At 66.8% G+C, this 19,882-nt stretch carries 10 protein-coding genes and 1 pseudogene; 6 read left to right on the forward strand and 5 right to left on the reverse strand.

Annotation, left to right across the window (positions count from 1 at the left end):
* Positions 1-80 precede the first annotated feature (80 nt).
* The 4 genes from ASD79_RS15185 to ASD79_RS15200 all read left to right on the forward strand — a co-directional run bounded on the left by ASD79_RS15185 (position 81) and on the right by ASD79_RS15200 (position 5,977).
* Entirely contained in the window at positions 81-998 is a 918-nt protein-coding gene (locus tag ASD79_RS15185) for a dihydrodipicolinate synthase family protein (protein WP_200952314.1), read from the forward strand.
* 23 nt (positions 999-1,021) lie between these two features.
* Complete coding sequence (locus tag ASD79_RS15190; RefSeq protein WP_056723094.1) at positions 1,022-2,020, forward strand: 4-hydroxyproline epimerase; 999 nt, start codon at positions 1,022-1,024, stop codon at positions 2,018-2,020.
* Between the two features lie 121 nt (positions 2,021-2,141).
* Positions 2,142-2,783: a GntR family transcriptional regulator gene (locus tag ASD79_RS15195; RefSeq protein WP_056723096.1), complete on the forward strand. Its 642-nt coding sequence runs from the start codon at positions 2,142-2,144 to the stop codon at positions 2,781-2,783.
* Between the two features lie 539 nt (positions 2,784-3,322).
* Positions 3,323-5,977: a TonB-dependent receptor gene (locus ASD79_RS15200; RefSeq protein ID WP_235524478.1), complete on the forward strand. Its 2,655-nt coding sequence runs from the start codon at positions 3,323-3,325 to the stop codon at positions 5,975-5,977.
* Positions 5,978-6,180: 203 nt separating this feature from the next.
* Here ASD79_RS15200 and ASD79_RS15205 read toward each other — a convergent pair whose 3' ends face one another.
* From ASD79_RS15205 to ASD79_RS15225, 5 genes and pseudogenes are all read right to left on the reverse strand, one after another.
* A complete protein-coding gene (locus ASD79_RS15205) occupies positions 6,181-7,692 on the reverse strand; it encodes a glycoside hydrolase family 27 protein (RefSeq protein ID WP_056723099.1) in 1,512 nt (503 codons plus the stop codon).
* Positions 7,693-7,762: 70 nt separating this feature from the next.
* Complete coding sequence (locus tag ASD79_RS15210; protein WP_082584965.1) at positions 7,763-9,325, reverse strand: family 43 glycosylhydrolase; 1,563 nt, start codon at positions 9,323-9,325, stop codon at positions 7,763-7,765.
* 1 nt (position 9,326) lies between these two features.
* Entirely contained in the window at positions 9,327-11,114 is a 1,788-nt protein-coding gene (locus ASD79_RS15215) for a DUF885 family protein (RefSeq protein WP_056723104.1), read from the reverse strand.
* Between the two features lie 2 nt (positions 11,115-11,116).
* A pseudogene (locus tag ASD79_RS25550) lies at positions 11,117-12,161 on the reverse strand (Ldh family oxidoreductase).
* Complete coding sequence (locus ASD79_RS15225; RefSeq protein ID WP_056723105.1) at positions 12,158-14,530, reverse strand: glycoside hydrolase family 127 protein; 2,373 nt, start codon at positions 14,528-14,530, stop codon at positions 12,158-12,160. Before ASD79_RS15225 ends, ASD79_RS25550 begins: the two are co-directional and overlap by 4 nt.
* A gap of 188 nt (positions 14,531-14,718) precedes the next feature.
* Here ASD79_RS15225 and ASD79_RS15230 point away from each other — a divergent pair, with 188 nt between their 5' ends.
* Together ASD79_RS15230 and ASD79_RS15235 are read left to right on the forward strand one after the other, a co-directional pair.
* Positions 14,719-17,082, forward strand: coding sequence for a DPP IV N-terminal domain-containing protein (locus ASD79_RS15230; RefSeq protein ID WP_056723107.1), 2,364 nt, complete (start codon positions 14,719-14,721; stop codon positions 17,080-17,082).
* 10 nt (positions 17,083-17,092) lie between these two features.
* The gene (locus ASD79_RS15235) at positions 17,093-19,861 is read left to right on the forward strand and encodes a DUF5695 domain-containing protein (RefSeq protein ID WP_056723109.1); all 2,769 of its coding nucleotides are present in this window, start codon (positions 17,093-17,095) and stop codon (positions 19,859-19,861) included.
* Positions 19,862-19,882: the final 21 nt, after the last annotated feature.

Genomic DNA, 19,882 nt, shown 5'->3' on the forward strand with positions numbered 1-19,882 from the left:
CGCCGCCTGTCCCACCTGGGCTTTACCTCCGCATCGTCATTTCGTATACCGTAGACGAAGCAGTTAGAGGTGCAAGTCGTATGAGCTCCATGAATTGGTCGGGCGTGTTCCCGGCCGCCACTACCCAGTTCAACATCGACCTTTCGATCGACATAGACGCCAGCCAGCAGGTGCTCGACGCCTTGGTTCGCGACGGCGTACACGGTCTCGTGGTGCTGGGCACCTGCGGCGAGAACAATTCGCTCGAAGCCGACGAAAAGCGCCGGGTGCTGCGGGCCGCGGTCGAGGTGGTGGCCGGTCGGGTCCCGATCATCGTCGGGGTCTCGGAGCTGACCACGCCGCGCGCCGCCGCCTTCGCCAAGGACGCCGAATCCATTGGCGCCGATGCGCTGATGGTCTTGCCCGCCATGGTCTACGTGCCGACCGAGGCCGAGCTCGTGGCCCACTTCCGCACCGTCGCCCAAGCCTCCGCCCTGCCGATCATGCTCTACAACAATCCTCCGGCCTATCGCGCCGCCATCACCTTGGACGTGCTGGCCCGCCTGGCTGAAGAGCCGACCATCGTGGCGGTCAAGGAAAGCGCGCCCGACACCCGCCGCTTCACCGATCTGGCACGGGCCTTTGGCGAGCGCTTCATCCTGATGGCCGGCCTCGACGACGTCGCCCTCGAAGGCCTGCTCATGGGCGCCCGCGGCTGGGTCTCGGGCCTGACCAGCGCCTTTCCGCAAGAATCGGTGGCCCTGGTCGCGGCCGTCGATCGCGGCGACCTGGAAGAAGCGCGCCGCATCTATCGCTGGTTCATGCCGCTTCTGCACCTGGACGCCGAACATGACCTGGTGCAGTCGATCAAGCTGGCCGAACAGATCATGGGCCGTGGAACCGAGCGCGTGCGCATGCCACGCCTGCCCTTGGCCGGCGCTCGCCGCGCCCAGGTCATCGCCATGGTCGAGGAAGCCGCCGCCACCCGACCGCTCCTCACCCCAGCGGCCGCGGCCTAAGGCGAGAGGCCTAGAGGAAGTCCATGCGTCACACATTCTTCTGTATCGACGGCCACACCGCGGGCAATCCAGTGCGCCTGGTGGTCGGCGGAGCCCCGCTGCTGCGCGGCGACACGATGAGCGCGCGACGCCAGGACTTCCTCGCCCGCTTCGACTGGATCCGCACCGGCTTGATGTTCGAGCCGCGCGGCCACGACATGATGTCGGGCGGTTTCCTCTATCCGCCCACCCAGCCCGATTGCGACGCCGGCATCCTGTTCATCGAGACCAGCGGTTGCCTGCCGATGTGCGGCCACGGCACGATCGGTATCGTCACCTTCGCGCTGGAGAACGGCCTGATCACCCCGCGCGAACCTGGCAGACTGCGCCTGGAGGTACCCGCGGGCGTCATCGACATCGCCTACGAGACGGCGGGCGACAAGGTCACGGCCGTGAAGATCCGCAACGTCCCGGCCTATCTGGCCGAGGAAGGAGTCCAGATCGACGTCCCGGGCTTTGGCCCACTGGCGATCGACGTGGCCTATGGCGGCAACTTCTACGCCATCGTCGAACCCCAAGGCGCCTATGCTGGAATCGACGCCCTGGGCGCGGCCGAAATCCTGCGGCTCAGCCCGATCGTCCGGACCCTGGTCCGCGAGAAGGTCGAGCCGGTCCACCCGCTCGACCCCACCATCCGTGGCGTCAGCCACGTGTTGTGGGCGGACGCCCCCAAGGCCCCGGACGCCGATGGCCGCAATGCGGTGTTCTATGGCGATGGCGCCATCGACCGTAGCCCCTGCGGCACGGGCACCTCGGCGCGCCTCGCCCACCTGGCGGCCAAGGGGCGACTGAAGGTCGGCGACGCCTTCGTGCACGAAAGCATCATCGGCAGCCGCTTCATCGGCCGCGTTGAAGCCCAGGTCGAACTGGGCGAGCGGGCCGCGATCATTCCCTCGGTTCAGGGTTCGGCGGTCGCCACCGGCCACAATATTCTCTGGATCGATCGCGCCGACCCTTTCTGGGCTGGCTTTCAGGTGATCTAGACTCCCGCCAACCGGTGGAATCTGGTATACGATAAGGCTCATACGCGCCGGACGTTTCGGCGCGCGCCGTCGCCGAAGGTTCCTTCCCAGGGCGGTCCGCCAAGAGGTTCAGCCTGCGCTTATGAATATCGTCGTCCGCACGCTGTCCGATCAGACCTATGAAATCGTCAGGCGCCGCATCCTCGTCGGCGCGATGCAGCCCGGAACCGCCGTGCGCCAGGATGTCATCGCGGCCGAACTGGGGGTCAGCAAGATTCCCCTGCGCGAAGCCCTGGGCCGCCTGGAGCAGGACGGCCTGCTCAGCTCCTATCCCAATCGCGGCTACGTGGTTCGCGATCTGTCGACCGACGAGGCCAGCGAGGTCTTCGCCCTGCGCCTGAAACTCGAGCCCGGCGCGGTCGCCGAGGCTTGCCTGCGGGCCACGCCAACCGACCACGCCGCCGCCGAAAAGGCCCTCTCGGCGCTCGAAGCCGAGCTGGCCAAGCCCGACGGCGATCATGTCAGCTTCAACCGCGCCTTTCATCTGGCGCTGGTGCGTCCCGGCGGGCACATCACTTTCCAGCTGATGGAACGGCTGCAGATTCTCGCCGAACGCTATGTGCGAGTGCACCTCGAACCCCTGGGGCGCGATGAGCGGGCCAGCCAGGAGCATCGCGAGATTCTGACCGCCTGGACGCGAGGCGATGCGGCCGAGGTCGAAGCGCTTACCGTCAACCATATCCTCGGCACCCTGTCGGATCTGAAACAGCAACTGTCGACCTGACGGGCGCCGACGCCCCCAACATTCGAACTCACTACGACGCGCACGAACAGGTTTCGGGCCAGGTTTCGGACCGTCAATCGACGCCCTGTTCCGGCGCGGGCAAAATGGCCGTAGCCGCGAATAAATTGTCTGAGTTATTTCCCCATGCCGTCGATCTCCCGCCCTAGAAGGGGGCAAGTCGAGGCATGTTTCGCCGCACTTTCCGGGGCGGGCTCGGCCGAAAAATCTGTAGGGAAGTAGCCTTTCGGTGCGCGCGCCGTCGCTCGCGAAGCCGTCACAGCGTCAACCCCATCGCGCCAGACGCAATATAAATTCCATAAAAACATATACTTATTGCCACACGACGCTCAAGCGCCTGGATTTCCAACGTGGCGCAAGGCGGGTCCGCACCCTCTCGATGGTAGAATGTATATTGTATAATTTTTTTGACGGCGGCCTAGAGATGTGTCCAATTTGCGACCTCGTAATTGTCAGGGGAGAGGACAGTCATGATCAGCAAGCACGTCATGTTGGCCGCAACAGCCTTAGTCGCGATCACCATGTGTTCGCCGGCCGTCGCGCAAGACATCCAGTCGACCGGCCCACAGGCGAATCCGGCGACCACCGATGAAGGAAATAAGGCCAGGGACGACGACGCGACGCTGGTGGACACCGTCATCGTCAAGGGCATCAGGGGCAGCCTGGACGCGGCGACGAAACGGAAGAAGAATTCGGCCCAGATCGTCGAATCCATCGAGTCCGAGGATGTCGGCAAGCTGCCCGACAACAACGTTCCCGAAGCCCTTTCGCGCGTCACCGGCGTTCAGATCGAACGCATCCACGGCGAAGGCACGAACATCACCATCCGCGGGATCCAGGGGATCTCGACAACCATCAACGGCAACAGCAACAGCGTCGGCGAAGGCCGTTCGGCCAACCTGGCCGACATCCCCGCCGAACTGCTGAAGTCCGTCCAGGTCTACAAGACCCGCACCGCCGACCAGGTCGAAGGCGGCATCGCCGGCACCGTCAATGTCGAACTGCGCCGCCCGCTGGACCTCCGGAACGGCTGGACGATCGCCGGCAGCGTCAAGAACGTCTACGGCAGCACGGGCGACACCAAAAGCCCCTATGCCAGCCTGCTGGTCGCCAACCGGTTCGACACCGGCATCGGCGAGATGGGCTTCCTGATCAACGCCTCCTACACCAAGAACCGCTACGAGGAGGACTTCGTCGAGAGCGAATCCCCCGCCAGGTTCTTCGGCACGACCCTGGCCACCCTGCCGGCCAGCCAGCAGGACATCATCGCGCCCTATGCGGTCAATTACGGCGTCGAGCGAGGCGCGATCACCCGCCCGTCGATCAACGTGGCGGGCCAGTGGCGCGCCAACGAGCATCTCGACTTCGTGGTGGAGGGCTCCTACTTCGGCAGCTCGGAAAAGCGGGCCCGCGACCGTCTGCACGCCACGGTGCGCCAGGACGGCCACACCGTGTCGAACGTGGTCCTGGCCGACGACGACCGGACCGTCCAATCCCTGACCCTCAGCCGGGCCGCCGGCGTCGACGCCAGCAGCCAGTCCTATTACGAAGACGTCGACTCTGACAACTACACGACCAATTTGGAGGCGCATTGGCATAACGATCGGCTGCAGATCAACAGCAGCGCCCAATACAACTGGAGCTCGACAAACTATTACGGCATCCTAAGTTTGGCGCGTCTGCTGGATTCGACCGGACGCCCGATCAGTACGGTCAATGTCGATCTGAACTCCAACAATGTTCCGGGGCGCGGCCCTTACGTCAGCTTCCCGACCACCGACCTGTCCAATGTCGACAACTACCAGATCTTCCAGGTTCACGACGAGCAGACCTACGCCAAGAGCCATGAGTTCGTGTTCAGCAGCGACGCGACCTACCGCCTGAGCGAAGATGGGTTCTTCCGCAGCCTGATGGTCGGCGTCCGCTACAACGATCGCCACACCACGCGCGACTACGGCTACCGCGACGCCTTCCCCACCAGCAGCCTGACCGACTTCGTCGATGGCGTCGGCGTGGAGGCGAGCAAGCTGGAAGTCGGCGGCTTCTCGCCGACCTGGTATCACCTGTCGGGCAAGGACCTGATGGCCAACGCCGCCGGCTTCCGCGCGGCCGCTGGCTGGACGACGGTGAAGCCGTCGAACAACCTCGGCCAGAGCTATGTCGACGACGAGAAGAGCCTGGCCGCGTTCGGCAACCTGAACTACGCCATCAATTCGCGCTTCCCGATCGACGGCGTGGCCGGCGTCCGGGTCGTCAGGACCAAGGGTTCTGTCAACAGCGCCCGCTACACCCTCGACGCCAACTGGAACGAGACCATCACCGAGGCCACGGGCGGCGGCAAATATGTCGATGTGCTGCCCAGCATCAACGCCGTCATTCACTTCACGCCCAAGGTCCAGCTGCGCCTGGCCTACACCTACAATGTGCAGCGCCCCAACTTCCTGGATATGTCGACCTGGCAGACGATCGAGACGGTCACCCACAACATCTTTTCCGGCAACCCGGACCTGAAGCCGAACCGGTCCACCAACTACGACGCCTCGCTCGAGTACTATTTTGGTCGCGGCGGCATCGTTTCGCTGGGCGCGTTCCTGAAGAAGCCGGACGGCTACATGTACTACACCCCGGAAGACGAGGTCATCAACGGCGAGACCTGGCACGTCTTCAAGAACCGCAACGCCGGACCGGGCGAGTTCCAGGGCTACGAAGTCAATGCGTCGGGCTTCTTCGACTTCCTGCCCGGCAAGTGGCGCAACTTCGGCGCCAGCGCCAACTTCACCTACATGGCGAAGTACGAGATCGCCTACCCGTTCGAAGGCGATCAAAAGCTGATCCCAGGCGTCTACGACGCCGACAGCACGTCGAGGTACACATATAATCTTGCACTTTATTACGACACGCCGCAGTTCAGCGCCCGCGTGGCCTACAATTATCGCGCTCGCTACAAGGTGTTCGTCTGGCAGGAATATCCGGAATATTCGCCCTACAACGACGCGACCTCCCGCCTCGACGCGGCGGTGAACTGGACTCCGATCAAGCAACTGACGCTCAGCGTCGAGGGCTCGAACCTCCTAAAGGAGAACAACAACGTCTATTGGGGCGAAGACCGCGTCCTGCCGCTGGGCGCTCGAGTCCAGGCCCGCACCCTGCAGGTCAGCGCCCGCTTCCGCTACTGATCGAGACGCGAGGCGGTCGGCTCCACGGCTGGCCGCCCTCACTCACTGACCATCGCGCCCCCTTTGAAGAGGGCGCGACATCCCTCCCCCCCTTGGGCCGGCCCCCGCCGGCCGATTTTTTGTGTCGGAGCCCGGCCCGCGCGACCCAAGGGCTGCGGAAACGGGGGTGAGATTGGCGAGCCTCGATGGAACGACGACCTGCTCTACCGGCCTTCCACGCGCAGCATCACGACCCCACGGGCGGGGACCTGGAACTCCCGCGGGCCAGCCGGCAGATCGGCGCCGCGCCAGAGGTCGCGCACGCGGACCAAGCCACCCGTGGCGACATCGCTGGCCAGCAGCGTCATCGGCGCCGCCGCCTCGCCTCGATTGAACAGGGCGACGGCGACGGCGCCGTCGGCCAACGGCTTGGTCCACACCTCTGTCGAGCCCTCGCGCCGAATAGCCTTGCCCTGAACGCCCAGGGCGTCCTGGTCCACGGCGATCACCTCGCGGTTCTCCAGCATCTTCAGCACCTCGGCGCTGCTCTGACGTAGATCGTGCCCCATCATCAGCGGCGCGGCGGACATCGCCCAGAGGCTCATGTGGGTGGCGTACTCGTCATGGGACATGCCGCCGTTGCCGATCTCCAGCATGTCCGGATCGTTCCAGCCGCCGGGCCCGGCGTGCTCGGCGCGACCGTTCTTGTCGAAGCCGATCTTCGCCATGGCCCCGTAGTCGTCGGTGATGTCGCCGGTCGTGCGCCAGAGATGGCCGCCGACCTTGCGCCCCCACGAACCGACCTCGAAGCGCCCGTACTCGCACAGCGAATAGACGATCGGCCGGCCCGTCGCGCGCAGCGCCGCGCCCATCTCGTAGTAGGTACGCTGGACCTTGTCGGCGTCGTCATAGAACCATTCGCCCGAACAGAGATCGTATTTGAGGTAGTCGACACCCCAGTCGGCGAAAGTCTGGGCGTCCTGCTGGACGTGGCCGTAGCTGCCCTCGAAACCCGCGCAGGTCCTGGGACCCGGCGCGCTGTAGAGGCCAAACTTCAGCCCTCGGGCATGGACGTAGTCGGCCAGGGCCTTCATGTCCGGGAACTTTTCGTTCGACCGAAGCGCCCCGTCCGGTCCGCGCGTCCCCTGCCAACCGTCGTCGATGTTGACATAGATGTAGCCGGCGTCGCGCAGGCCGGTCGCGACCAGGGCGTCGGCCATGGCGCGAACGGTCTTGTCGTCGATCTTTTCGGCGAACTTGTTCCAGCTGCTCCACCCCATCGGCGGGGTCTGGGCCAGGCCGTCGGGCGCCAAGGCCCCCAACGGCGGCAGGGACGTGGTCTTGAAAGTCCTCGCCCGTGCGTCCGCGGCCGCCCCGTGGCGCCCGACCTGCTCGACATGCGCGTACCAGATATCGCCCGACAGCTTGATGTCCTTGCCCGTCAACACCGCCGTCCATTGCCGGGTGGCGTGGGCCTTGTCGTTGAGATTGCGCAGGTCGAAGGTCGCCTTGTCGCCCTGGATCACCAGGTTCTGCATCTCCATCGGGCCATACCAGGCGGTGGTGACGAAGCCGCGGGGCTTCCCCCCTTCGCTGGACAGGCTCACCATGGTCACGCCCGGGTAGGACGGCGCGGCGTCGAACAGCCATACGCCGTCCAGCGGTGTCGCCGCACGGGCCGTCCCGGCGGCCATGACCGTGATTCCGAGTGAAAGCGTCATCAGGTCGCGAAGCATGGCGATCTCCGTTCCATTTCAAGGCGCGGCGAGACCGGCGCCATGGGCCCAAGGCGGGCGTTTGACAGGTCTAGGACTTGGCGTCGCAGGCCGACGCCGAACCGCTGCCAGAGCGCGGGGCCTGGACCGTCGGGGCAAGGACCTCCCACTCCTGTACGGCCAGGCCCGCATAGGTTCCCTGGGCGCTCGAAGCGTCGAACACCGCGCGGACGCAGCGCGTCGTCACCGGCGAGAACGCGGCGGACTGGAAGGCGTCGACGCTCGTCGCGAAGCCCTTGGGGTCGCGGACCGGTTTCCAGCCGCGATCCCAGTACTCCATCCGCCAGCCCTTCGGCGGAGCGACTCCCACGCCGGAACCGGCCGGCTGGTCGGCCCAGAACCGGATGCGCGCGCCGTTGAGGGTCACCGGCTGGTCGAAGCGGTACTCGATCCACTGGCTCGCGGGGTTGCGCGGCGTCCAGCTGCCCCACATGTCCGGCGGCAGGGGCGCGTTCTTGGTGACGCCGTCGTTCAGCGCCTTGATCCAGTACTGCACCGGCACGGGCATGTTGGAGGCCGTCGCGGTCGCCCTGCCCGCCAGGTTCCGGGTCGCCGCGAGCGGCGGCGCGGGACGCCGGGTCGGCGTGACCGGCAAGATGGCCGGCGGGCTGACACCGTCGTCCCAAGCCATCTTGTCGAGCGCCACGCTGCGACGGAAGTGACCGCCGCCAACCGCGTCGGCGGTGTGATAGGCCAAGTACCACTGACCCTTGAATTCCACAGCGCCCGAATGGGAAGTGGTCGAGGAGACCGGCTTCAGGACCACGCCGCGATAGGTCCAGGGCCCCAGCGGCGACGGGGCGGTGCCGTAGGCGATGCAGGCATGATAGACGGCCGGCGTGCAGTCGGACCGGGGCCCGGCCCGATTGCCGGCATAGAGCATGTAGTAGACGCCCTTGCGCTTCATCAGCCAGGGCGCTTCGAAGAAGCCGTCCAGGCTCTCGACCTTCACCTCCGGCCCCTTGGGCGTGATCATGTCGGCCTGCAACTCCATGCCGCGCAACTGACCGAACGTGCCCCAGTAGAGGTAGATCCGACCATCCTCGTCGATCATCGCCGTAGGGTCGATGTTCTGGATGTCGTTGGCCATCGGCGTCGTCTGGGAGATGATCGGACCGGCCGGATGGGCGTCCTTCCAGGGGCCGGCCGGACTGTCGGCCACGGCCACGCCGATGGCGAACCGGTCCTTGGCCTCGCTGACCGCCTGCAGGACGGGCGCATAGAGATAGAACTTGCCGTCACGCCCCGGGACGATCTGGCCGGCATAAGCCCGGCCAGGCTCGGCCCAATGGAAGACCGCCTCCGGTCGCGCGATCGCGCGATAGTGCAGCCAGTCGCCCGACGCCGGATCCCGGGTCGAAAGCGCCTGCCACTCGTTCATGATGAAGTCGTTGACGTCGGCTGGCGCCGCGTCGCGGCCGGCCAGGATCCACAGCGTGTCGCCGATCACCACGGGGGCTGGATCGGTCGAGTAGTACTGACCGTCCGAAAGGATCGGATTGCCGGTAGCGTGCACGGCGACCGGCTGGGCGGCGGCCGGCGCGAGCGCCGCCAAGGCGAGGGCCAGGCCGACGCTCCACGAAACAGAGCTCATGTCATTCCTCATCGGGATAGGGGCCCTTGCCGCCATCGGCGATGAGTTGGTCGACACGGGCGTCGATCACCGGCAGCGGCACCGAGCCGAGCTCCAGGACGGCGTCATGGAAGGCGCGGATGTTGAACTTGGGACCCAAGGCTTGCTCGGCCCGCTTGCGCGCCTCGACGAAGGTCAACATGCCCATGTAGTAGGATAGCGCCTGGCCCGGCCATGCGATGTAGCGGTCGACCTCAGTTCCGATTTCGTGGTCGGCCATGGCGGTGTTGTCGTGGAGATACTTCCGGGCCTGCTCGCGGCTCCAGCCCTGGGTGTGGATGCCGGTGTCGACGACCAGCCGCGCCGCGCGCCACATCTGATAGCTGAGCATGCCGAACCGGTCATAGGGTGTCTCGTACAACCCCATGTCCTCGCCCAGCGCCTCGCAGTAGAGCGCCCACCCCTCGCCGTAAGCCGACAGGTAGGTGTCGCGACGATAGGCCGGCAGGTCCTTGTTCTCGGCGGCCAACGGCATCTGGAAGGCGTGGCCCGGCGCGCTCTCGTGCAGGGTCAGCGCCATCAGCGAGTAGAGCGGACGAGACGGCAGGTTGTAGGTGTTGACCAGATAGATGCCCGGACCGCCGCGACCACCGGTGTAGAAGGGCGCGATCTCGTCGGGCACCGGGCGGATGGCGAAGCGACTGCGCGGCAAGTGGCCGAACCACTGCGACGCCTTGCCGTCGAAACTCTTGGCGTCCCAGGCCGCGCGATCCAGAAGGTCCTGGGGCGTCTTGGCGTAGAAGCGCGGATCGGTCCGCAGATAGGTCAGGAAGGCCGGAAGGTCGCCGTCAAACTTCACCTCCCTCATCACATCCAGCATCCGACCGCGGATCTTGGCGACCTCGGTCAGCCCGATCTGGTGGATCTGCTCCGGCGTCAGGTCGGTGGTGGTGAACTCGCCGATCTTGGACTGGTAGTAGGCCTTGCCGTCCGGCAGGTCATAGGCCGCCAGGCTTCGCCGCGCGCCGGGGATATATTCGTCGCGCAGGAAGGTTCTCAGGCGCGCGTGGGCAGGCGCGACCGCCTGGACGACGGCGTCGGCCGCCTCGCGGCGAAGCGCATCCTGAACCGTCGGCGGGATGCTGGCCGGCAGGGTCTTGAACGGCGCGTAGAAGGGCGAGGCTTCGGGCGTGGCGGCGTCGGCCACCAGGGCCACGCCGGCGTCGCGTCCCAGCAAGGTCACCTGAGCCGGCGTGAACCCGCGCGCCAGCCCCGCGCGCATGTTGACGATCTGCTGGTCGTAATAGCGCGGGATGTCCCGCATCATCGCGATGTAGCCGCGATAGTCCGCTTCGGTCCGGAAGGTCCCGCGCGCCGATTCCGCGACGTCGCCCCAGAAACTGCTGTCGGCGTTCAGCGGCTTTTCGTATTCGCGATACCGCTGTTCGGCGAGCAGGGCGTCGATCTGGCCCTTGTAGACGGCGTAGTTGACTTGGTTCTTCTTCGACAGCTTGGCGACGGGCAGCTCCGCCAGTTGCCGCGCCACGGTGGTCCAGCGCGCCAGCCGCGCCGCCTGGACCGACGGGCCGACGTCGGGAAGCTTGAGCGCCTCGGTCTTGGGGCCGTCCTCGCTGGGCCCGGCCTGCCTCAGACGCCAGGCATATTCCTCGGTGGAAAGCGCTTCGAAACGCTTGTCGGCCGAGCCCGCCCGCACGGCCGGCGGGCTGGCCAGCGCCGGCGATATGGCCAACATCGGCGCCGTCATCGCCAAACACAGGACCGCCGTGTCGAAAAGCCCGGTTCGCCGCATGTCTAGTCCTTCCGCTCAAGCAACATCATGATGTCCCGATGGAGCGCGCCTGGGATCATCACGCCCTCCCGCAGGCTGCGCGCCCGCGCGGCGTAGCGCCGTTGGGACGGCAGGCGCGCGCCCTGGGCCTCGATCGCCTCGAACATCGTCTCGGCTCGCACCAGGTGGTCGGCGAGCGCCCCGCCCAGGAAACCCGCCGGATCGAGGGCGATGATCAGCTCTCCGCCGATCGGCGAGCCGCCGCGCCCCGCGTCGGCGGCCAGCGACTCCTGGCTGGTCATGTCGCCGATCAATGGCCCGGCCAGCAGCTCCACCATCGCGGCCAGAGCCGAGCCCTTGTGGCCGCCGAAAGTGCGCATCGCGCCGCCGAGAACCTCTTCGGCCACGGTCGTGGCGACGCCGTCGGCGTCGTAGCCCCAATCGCCAGGCACGGCCAGGCCAGCCCGTCGGTGTAGTTCGATCTCGCCCCTGGCCACGGCGCTGGTGGCGAAATCGAAGACGAACGGATCCCGGCCCGGCCGCGGCCAACCGAAGGCGATGGGATTGGTGCCGAACACCGGCCGCGTGCCGCCCTCCGGCGCGACCCAGGCGTGGCTGGGCGTGAAGGCCAGCGCCGCCAGGCCCTCGCGCCAGCGCCTCGACCTCGGGCCACAGGGCCGCGAAATGCACGACCCTGTTCAGCGCCAGGGCGGCGATCCCAAAGCGCCGAGCCTTGTCGACAAGCATCGGACGCCCGCGCTCGAAGGCCAGTTGCGCGAAGCCCCCGCCGCCATCGACCCGCGCCAGGGCCGGCGCCGGTTCGTCCAGCACTGGTTCGGCGTCGACCGCCACCACGCCCTTGGAGACACTGTTGGCGGCCACCAATAGCCGATAGAGGCCGTGCGAGGCGCAGCCGTCACGCTCTCCGGCGACCAGGGTTTCAGCGACGGCGGCGACATGCGCCGGCGACAGGCCCGTCGCGCTCAAGACCTGATGCGCCAGTCGCCGGACCTCGTCGAGCGAAAGCCGAACGGCGTCCGGCCCATCGCCCCCCGCCGCCGGGTTCACGCGGTGGGCACGGGCTTGGCGGCGAACAGTTGCACGCCGAAGACCGGACCCGCCGTGCTGCGGTCGCGCGGCACGAACCGCACCTTGACCTTGGTCTTGCCCTTGGTCAGCGCCTCGGGCAGCGGATATTCGACGTCGAAGAACTTCCCGGGGCGGTCGGCCTCCAGATGCTGGGAAGCGACCTTCACATTGTCGACGAGAATGTCGAAGTCGCGCTTGCGCTCGTCACCCCAGTAGGTCGCCTGCAGGATCAGCGGGCCGGGCCGGAGCTTCATATCGAACTCGAAGAAGCCGCCCGAGCGGGCGTCCCGGCCGTTGCGGTTGCGGTAGGCCACCGGGTAGGACAGCTCCGAGGTCAGGTTGTGATCTCGTTCGGGCTGCATTTCGCCCAGGTGCATGATGTCGACCGAGCGCGCGCTGATGTCCTTGGCCCTTGCCTGCTCGGCCAGGAACGCGGCTTCCTCGGTCTTCCACGCCCCCTCGGTGAAGCGCTTGAAATAGACCGCGCTGCGGCGCTCGTACTGGCTGTAGAACGGCACGAAGGTCAGGTCGCCGGGACGGCCGACGCCGCGGGCGACATAGACGGCCTTTTCCGCCGCCGTCGGGTGGAAGCCCGTCAGCACCGCTTCGCCGACGAGGGCCGGATCGACGCCTTTCCAAGGTTCGCTGCTGGGGCCCAGGTCGGCCGCCAACACCATCGGACCTCGGACCACCGCCACCGTGCTCGCGTCTCCGGGCGTCGCCTCCAGACGCAGGTCCAGCGGCAGGGTGATGGCCACCATGTCGCCCGCCTGCCAGCGACGGTCCACCAGGGCATAGCCTCCGGCCATCTCGGGCGTGACGACCTGACCGTTGACGCTGACCTTGGCCTCGCTCCCCGCCCAGGCCGGTATGCGCAGGGCGATCGCGAAGCGTCCGGTCTTGGCCAGCTTCGTCAGGGTCAGGCGCGATTCCGGTTCGTAGGGATAGCGGGTCTCGAGCTTCAGGGTCGCGCCGCGCGCCTTCCACTGAGCCTCCGCCGGGATGTAGAGGTTGACCAGCAGCGTCCCCTCGCCTTCCCAGAAGATCGACTCGCCATGCTTGGCGTGGCTCTCCATGCCGGTGCCAACGCAGCACCAAAAGGCGTCGTCTTCGTTCGTCGAATAACCCCGATCCGCGCCAGTCAGCAGCGGCGTCATGTAGGTGAAGCCGCCGGTCTTGGGATTCTGCGCCGCCATCACGTGGTTCAGGTGGGCGCGTTCATAGTAGTCGAAGAGCGCGCCTTCCGGCCGCCAGCCATAGAGCTGCCGGGTCAGCTTGAGCATGTTGTAGGTGTTGCAGTGCTCGCAGGTCTGCTCGCTGATGTGGGCGGCGATGCTGTCGGGCGCGGCGAAGTACTCGCGGTCGGCGTTGCCGCCGATCACATAGCTGTGGTGCTGGGTGACGGTGTTCCAGAAGAACCGCGCGGCCGCCGCGTCCTGCGGCTTGCCCGTCAGCTCATAGAGCCGCCCCAGCCCGATCAACTTGGGCACCTGGGTGTTGGCGTGGAAGTTGGCGAGCTTGTCCTGTTGGGCGACCAGGGGGTCCAGGACCTTGTTGTCATAAATCCGCTCGGCGACCGCCAGCCAGCGGCGATCGCCGGTACGGGCATAGAGCTCGGCGTAGCTCTCATTGAGCCCGCCGTACTCGCAGCCCAGCAAGGTCTGCATCTGCTCGTCGTTCAGCGCGGCGAAGACGCGCTCGAAATAGCCGCCCAGGCCCACCGCGACGTCGAGCGCCTGCTGGTTTCCCCAGGCGCGATGGACGTCGAGCAGGCCCGCGAAGGTCTTGTGCACGGTATAGAGAGGCGACCAGGAGCCGTTCAGGTCGAAACCGCCCGAGCGGATATCGCCCTTCATCACCTCGGCGAAGATCTCCTCACCATCGACGACCGCTCCATCCTTACGCTTGCGCTGAAGGGCGCCGACATAGCCGTCGCCGCGCTTGGCCTGAGCCCTGGCCAGCTCGCCGACGATGTAGTCGGCGCGCCGCCGGCATTCGATGTCGCCTGTCTGCTCGTACATGACGACCAGGGCCGACACGTAGTGACCCAGGGTGTGGCCGGCGATGGTGTCGGACTCCCACCCGCCATAGATCTTGCCCTTGGCGGGCAGGCCCGCGAAGGTCATGAAATTGTGCAGAAAGCGGTCGGGGCTCAGTCGCAGCAGGTAGGCCCGATTGACCTCCACAGCGGTCGCGTAGGCCGAGGGCAGCAGGCGGACCGATGACAGCGGCAGGGGCGCGGCCTTGGCGGGGAGCGATGCGCCGCGGGCCTTGGCCAGGGCGCTGATCGGCTGGACCATTCCGGCGAAAGCCGCGGCCGTCAGCATCAGATCGCGGCGTGTCGCCATTGGTTGTCCCCCATATTTGATACCGTATACGATCTTAGGGTCGCGCCCTTCGCTCGTCAATCTGGCTAGGTCGGCCACGATCGTGTTCTCTACAGGACGCACCTCTATTTGTCAGACTATATATCATATAATTTTCTTGACGCTGCGGCGAGGAACCGGTTTGTGCAGGATCGGAAGAGGGGCGCGGCATGTTGGTGGGCAGAACAATCAAAACCAGATCTCGCGTCGCCCATTTCGGCCTGGCGGCACTAGCCCTGGGCCTCGTGGCCACCCCGGCCGCCCGCGGTGAAACCTCGCTTTCGGCCTCGGCCGTTAACACCACCCGCCCGCCCCCCATCGCCGAGCGCTACCGGCGCGCGGACCTGTTCATGCGTGGCGGCCTGGGCCAATTCGTCGTCGACGACAATCTGCAAGCCCGGTTTGTCGCCGACGGTCGCGGGGTTCTCTATGGCCGCGGCAAGCCTGGCCAGCGCGTCATGACCTATCTGAACCTTGGCGACCGCAGCCAAAAGACGGTCGCCCTCGAGGCCGAGCTGATCCGCCAGGTCTCGGCTGCCCTGGAGACGCCGCCCGCCGCTCCGCCGCGAATCGAAGCCGTCGATTTCGATCCGCGAACCGGCGCCTTGATCTTCACCGCCGCCGACAAGCGCTGGAAATCGACCAGGACCGGCCTCGTCGAGGTCCCGGCCCAAACCTTCGATCCGATCCTGTCGCCCGACGGTCGGTTCAAGGTGATCGCCCGCGACTTCAACCTGTTCGTGGTCGACAACAAGAGCGGTCGCCAGGTTGCCCTGACCTCGGACGGCTCGCGCGAACAGCCCTACGGCCGGGACATCCCGCAGCTCGCGCAGATCCTCAAAGCCGGCGTGGAAGAACCCGATCTGCCCGTCTCGGCCCAATGGTCTCCCGACAGCCGGCACCTCCTGACCTGGCGGCTCGATACCCGAGGGGTCAAACGACTCTCGATCACGCAGCAGAACCCCGGCGGTCTCTATCCGCGAAGCTTCTCCTACATCTATCCCCTGGCCGGCGCCGAGACGCTGCCCCAGGCCCAGCGGCTGGTGATCGACGTCGAGCAAGCCTTCCGCGACGGGGCCGGCAAGATCGTGCCGCTGGCCGTCCCGTCCGAGTCCCTGCTCTACCCCGCCGCGCCCGACATGAGCTGGGACGGCGATCATGTCCGCGCGCAATGGACAGAGCGCGGCTACGGCCAACTGGTCGTCTATTCGGCCGATCCCACCAGCGGCGCGGCGAAAGTCGTCGCCCGCGAGAAGGTCACGCCGCTGGTGACCGTCACCTCGTCGAGCCTGCAGCCGGCGCCCGCTCTCGGTGGCGAGTTGGCGATCTCCGAGCGCAGCGGCTGGGCCCAGCTCTATCTGGTCAAGTCCGATACGCCCGACGGCGGCAAGGCCCTGACCACCGGGACCTGGGAAGTGCTGTCGGTCGACCACGTCGACGCCCGCGACGGACTGTTGGTGACCGGCGTCGGCCGCGAGAAGGATCGCAGTCCCTATTACAAGGCGCTCTATCGCGTCGGCCTCGACGGCGCGGCCCCCAAGCTCTTGACCCTCGAACCGCTCGATCATGAGACCAAGGTCTCTCCCGACGGCCGCTGGATCATCGACGAGATGTCGAGCCCAACGGAGCCAACCCGCACCGTGCTGCGCGACGCGCGCGACGGACGCCTGGTGCTCGAACTGAGCCGGGCGGACCCCAGCGCGCTGTGGGCCACCGGCTTTCTGCCGCCGGAACCCTTCACCGGCCTCGCGGCCGACGGCGTCACCCCGCTGTACGGGATGATCTTCCGTCCGATTGGCTATGATCCGAAACGACGCTATCCGGTGATCGACAACGTCTATACCGGCCCGACCACCACCCAGACCCCGACGTCCTGGCGCGGCTCGGTCTCGGCCACCGGCAATAGCGTCGCCCAAATCGGCGCCGTGGTGGTGATGATCGACGGTCGCGGGACCTCGCGCCGCGGCCAGGCCTTCCGCCTGCCGGCCTACCAGAACCTGGGCGAGGTGGGGCTGGACGACCATATCGCCATGATCCGGCAGATGGCCGCGAAGGACCCGGCGCTCGACATCACCCGGGTGGGCGTGTTCGGCGGTTCGGCCGGCGGCTACGACGCCGCGCGGTTCGTGCTGCGCCGACCGGAATTCTTCAAGGTCGCCGTCGCCTCGTCAGGCAACCACGATCTGCGACTCGACAAGGCCTGGTGGCCAGAAGTGTCGATGGGCCTGGCGGACGAGGCGACCTGGGAGCGCAACTCCAACATGTCGGTGGCTGGCAATCTGCAGGGCAAGCTGCTGCTGGTTCACGGCGACATCGACGACAATGTCCCGGTCACCGAAAGCATCCGGCTGGCCAACGCCATCATCCAGGCCGGCAAGGACGTCGATCTGGTGATCCTGCCCAACACCAGCCACGCGGTCTATCAGCCGTTCTTCTGGCGCAAGCTGCGCGACTATTTCACCCGCAATCTGCTCGACGAAGCGCCGCCGGCCGAGCAGCCGGCCGTCCGCATCGCCGCCAACACCGCGAAATGACGAGGCTCCGATGACGAACCTTCGCCCGCTGGCCCTGACCGCCCTGCTGCTGGCCACCACCCCGCTGAGCTTGAGCACGACCAGCCTGGCCTGGGCCCAGGAGCCCGCGCCGACGCCGGCGCCGGCCAAGAAGGTCTTCGCGCCGATCGCCAGGACCGCCTATCGCACCGCCCAGTTCCAGTTCGAGTTGCGCGCCGACACCCAGACCCTGGCGCGCCTGTCGCCGACGGTCGAAACCGGCTTCGATTTCACCCCTGGCGCCCGGGAAGCCGAGCGGCAGGGCGACGGCTACGTCCATGTTGGCGACATCCACTTGCGTCTGCGCACTGAAGGCGGCGCCTGGCGTGATTTCAGCTCTGCTCATCAACGCGAGCCGATCCGCCGCCTGCCGGTCGGCGGGGCGACCTTGGCGGCGGCCGACATCACCGCGTCCCTGGGCCAGGATTCGCCACTCCGCGTCGAACGCCGCTGGGTCGCCGAAGGCGGGGCGCTGGTCCTGCGCTTCGTCCTGACAAACACGTCCAAACAAGCCGTCGAGGTCGGCGGGCTGGGCCTGCCGATGGTGTTCGACAACATCATCACCGACCGCTCGCTGGAGGAGGCCCACGCCCAGGCCAGCTTCGTCGATCCCTATATCGGCCGCGACGCCGGCTACCTGCAGGTCACCCGCCTCAACGGCAAGGGCCCGGCCCTGCTGGTCTTGCCCGAGAAGGCGACGCCGCTGGAGGCCTATCGGCCGATCCAGCAGGCCGGTCGCGGCGCCAAGCCCGGCGACATCTTCACCGACCGCAGCGAGCGCGGCCAGACCTCGGAAGGCTTCTACGACTGGACGGTCGCCAGCAAGGGCTTCGCCGAGCAGGACTGGAAGACCGCCGGAGATCAGTGGAACACGCCCACCAGCTTCTCCCTCGCCCCTGGAGCCAGCCGTACGATCGGCGTGCGCCTGGTCACCTCGCCCTCCCTTCGCGCGATCGAGGACACCCTGGTCGCCAACGGCCGCCCGGTCGCCGTCGGCATCCCGGGCTATGTCGTGCCCACCGACCAGGACGCGTCGCTGTTCCTGAAGTCGCCCAAGCCGGTGGCCAGGATCGAGAGCTATCCGGCCGGTGCGTTGACAGCCACGGCGGTCAAAGCCGGCGCCGGCTGGTCGCGCTACGCCGTTCGCGCGTCGGGCTGGGGCCGGGCGACGCTGTCGATCACCTACGCCGACGACAGCGTGCAGACCGTCTCCTACTTCATCACCAAACCGCTCGATCAGACCATGGCCGACCTGGGTCGGTTCTCGACGACCGGGCAGTGGTTCGAGGACCCGTCCGATCCGTTCAAGCGGTCTCCCGGAATCCTCACCTACGACCGCCAGGCCGACAAGATCGTCACCCAGGATCCGCGGGTCTGGATCTCCGGCATGAGCGACGAAGGCGGCGCGGGCAGCTGGGTCGCGGCGATGATGAAGCAACTGGACAATCCCGACGCCGGCGAAGTGGCCAAGCTCGAACGCGTGGTCAACGAGACCATCGTCGGCGGACTGCAGGTCGCCGAGGGCGAGCACGCCGGCGCCATCAAGAAGAGCCTGTTCTATTACGCGCCGGACGAACTGCCGGACTATTACGACCCCAAGACCAACTGGAAGAGCTGGACCTCGTGGTCGAAGAAGGACGCGGGCGATCTTGGCCGCTCCTACAACTATCCGCACGTGGCCATCGGCCACTGGGTGCTCTATCGCCTGGCTCGCAACCACGACGGCCTGGTCAAGACCCATGACTGGCGCTGGTACCTCGACCACGCCCAGATGACCGCCGTGGCGATGATGCGCGACGCCCCCTACTACGCCCAGTTCGGCCAGATGGAGGGCGACGTCTTCGTCGACATCCTCGAGGACCTCCGCCGCGAGGGCATGACCGACAAGGCCAATGAACTCGAGACCTTGATGAAGGGCCGGGCCGACCACTGGAAGACCCTGCCCTATCCGTTCGGCAGCGAAATGGCCTGGGACTCCACGGGCCAGGCCGAGGTCTATGCCTGGATGCGCTTCTTCGGTTACCAGAAGCAGGCCGACGAGACCCGCGAGGTGATCCTCGCCTATGATCCGACAATCCCGAGCTGGGGCTATAACGGCAACGCCCGGCGCTATTGGGACTTCCTCTACGGCGGCAAGGTTCCGCGGATCGAGCGGCAGATCCATCACTACGGCTCGACCCTGAACGCCGTGCCGCTGTTCGACGCCTACCGCGCCGATCCCGGCGACCTCCACCTTCTGCGAGTCGCCTATGGCGGCCTGATGGGCGGCGTCACCAACATCGACCAGGAGGGGTTCTCGTCGGCCGCCTTCCACTCGGCGCCGGACATGATGTCCTGGGACCCCTACAGCGGCGACTACGGCATGGGCTTCTTCGGCCACGCCTATGCGGCGGCGACCTATCTGGTCAACGACCCGACGTTCGGCTGGCTCGGCTTCGGCGGCAATGTCAGCCAGGGCGACGGCGTGGTGCGGATCGAACCGAAGGACGGCGCACGCACCCGTCTCTTCGTGGCGCCGATCGGCGCCTGGCTGACCCTGGAGGCCGGCAAGATCGACGCCGCCGCCTACAGCCCGGCCACGGGCAAGCTCACCCTGACCCTGGCGCCGCGCGATGCGGCCACCCCGGCCGCCCGGCTGCTGGTGGAAGCCACCACCAAGGGCGCCCGTCCCTATCGGCCGGCCGGCGCAACCCTCGAACGGGGCGCCTACACCCTGCCCCTGACGGATGCGCCGACCACGATCGATCTGGCCCCGAACTGATCCGCGGGAGCCGCATCGACA

Source organism: Caulobacter sp. Root655 (assembly GCF_001427665.1).
In the GTDB taxonomy this organism is placed as follows: domain Bacteria; phylum Pseudomonadota; class Alphaproteobacteria; order Caulobacterales; family Caulobacteraceae; genus Caulobacter.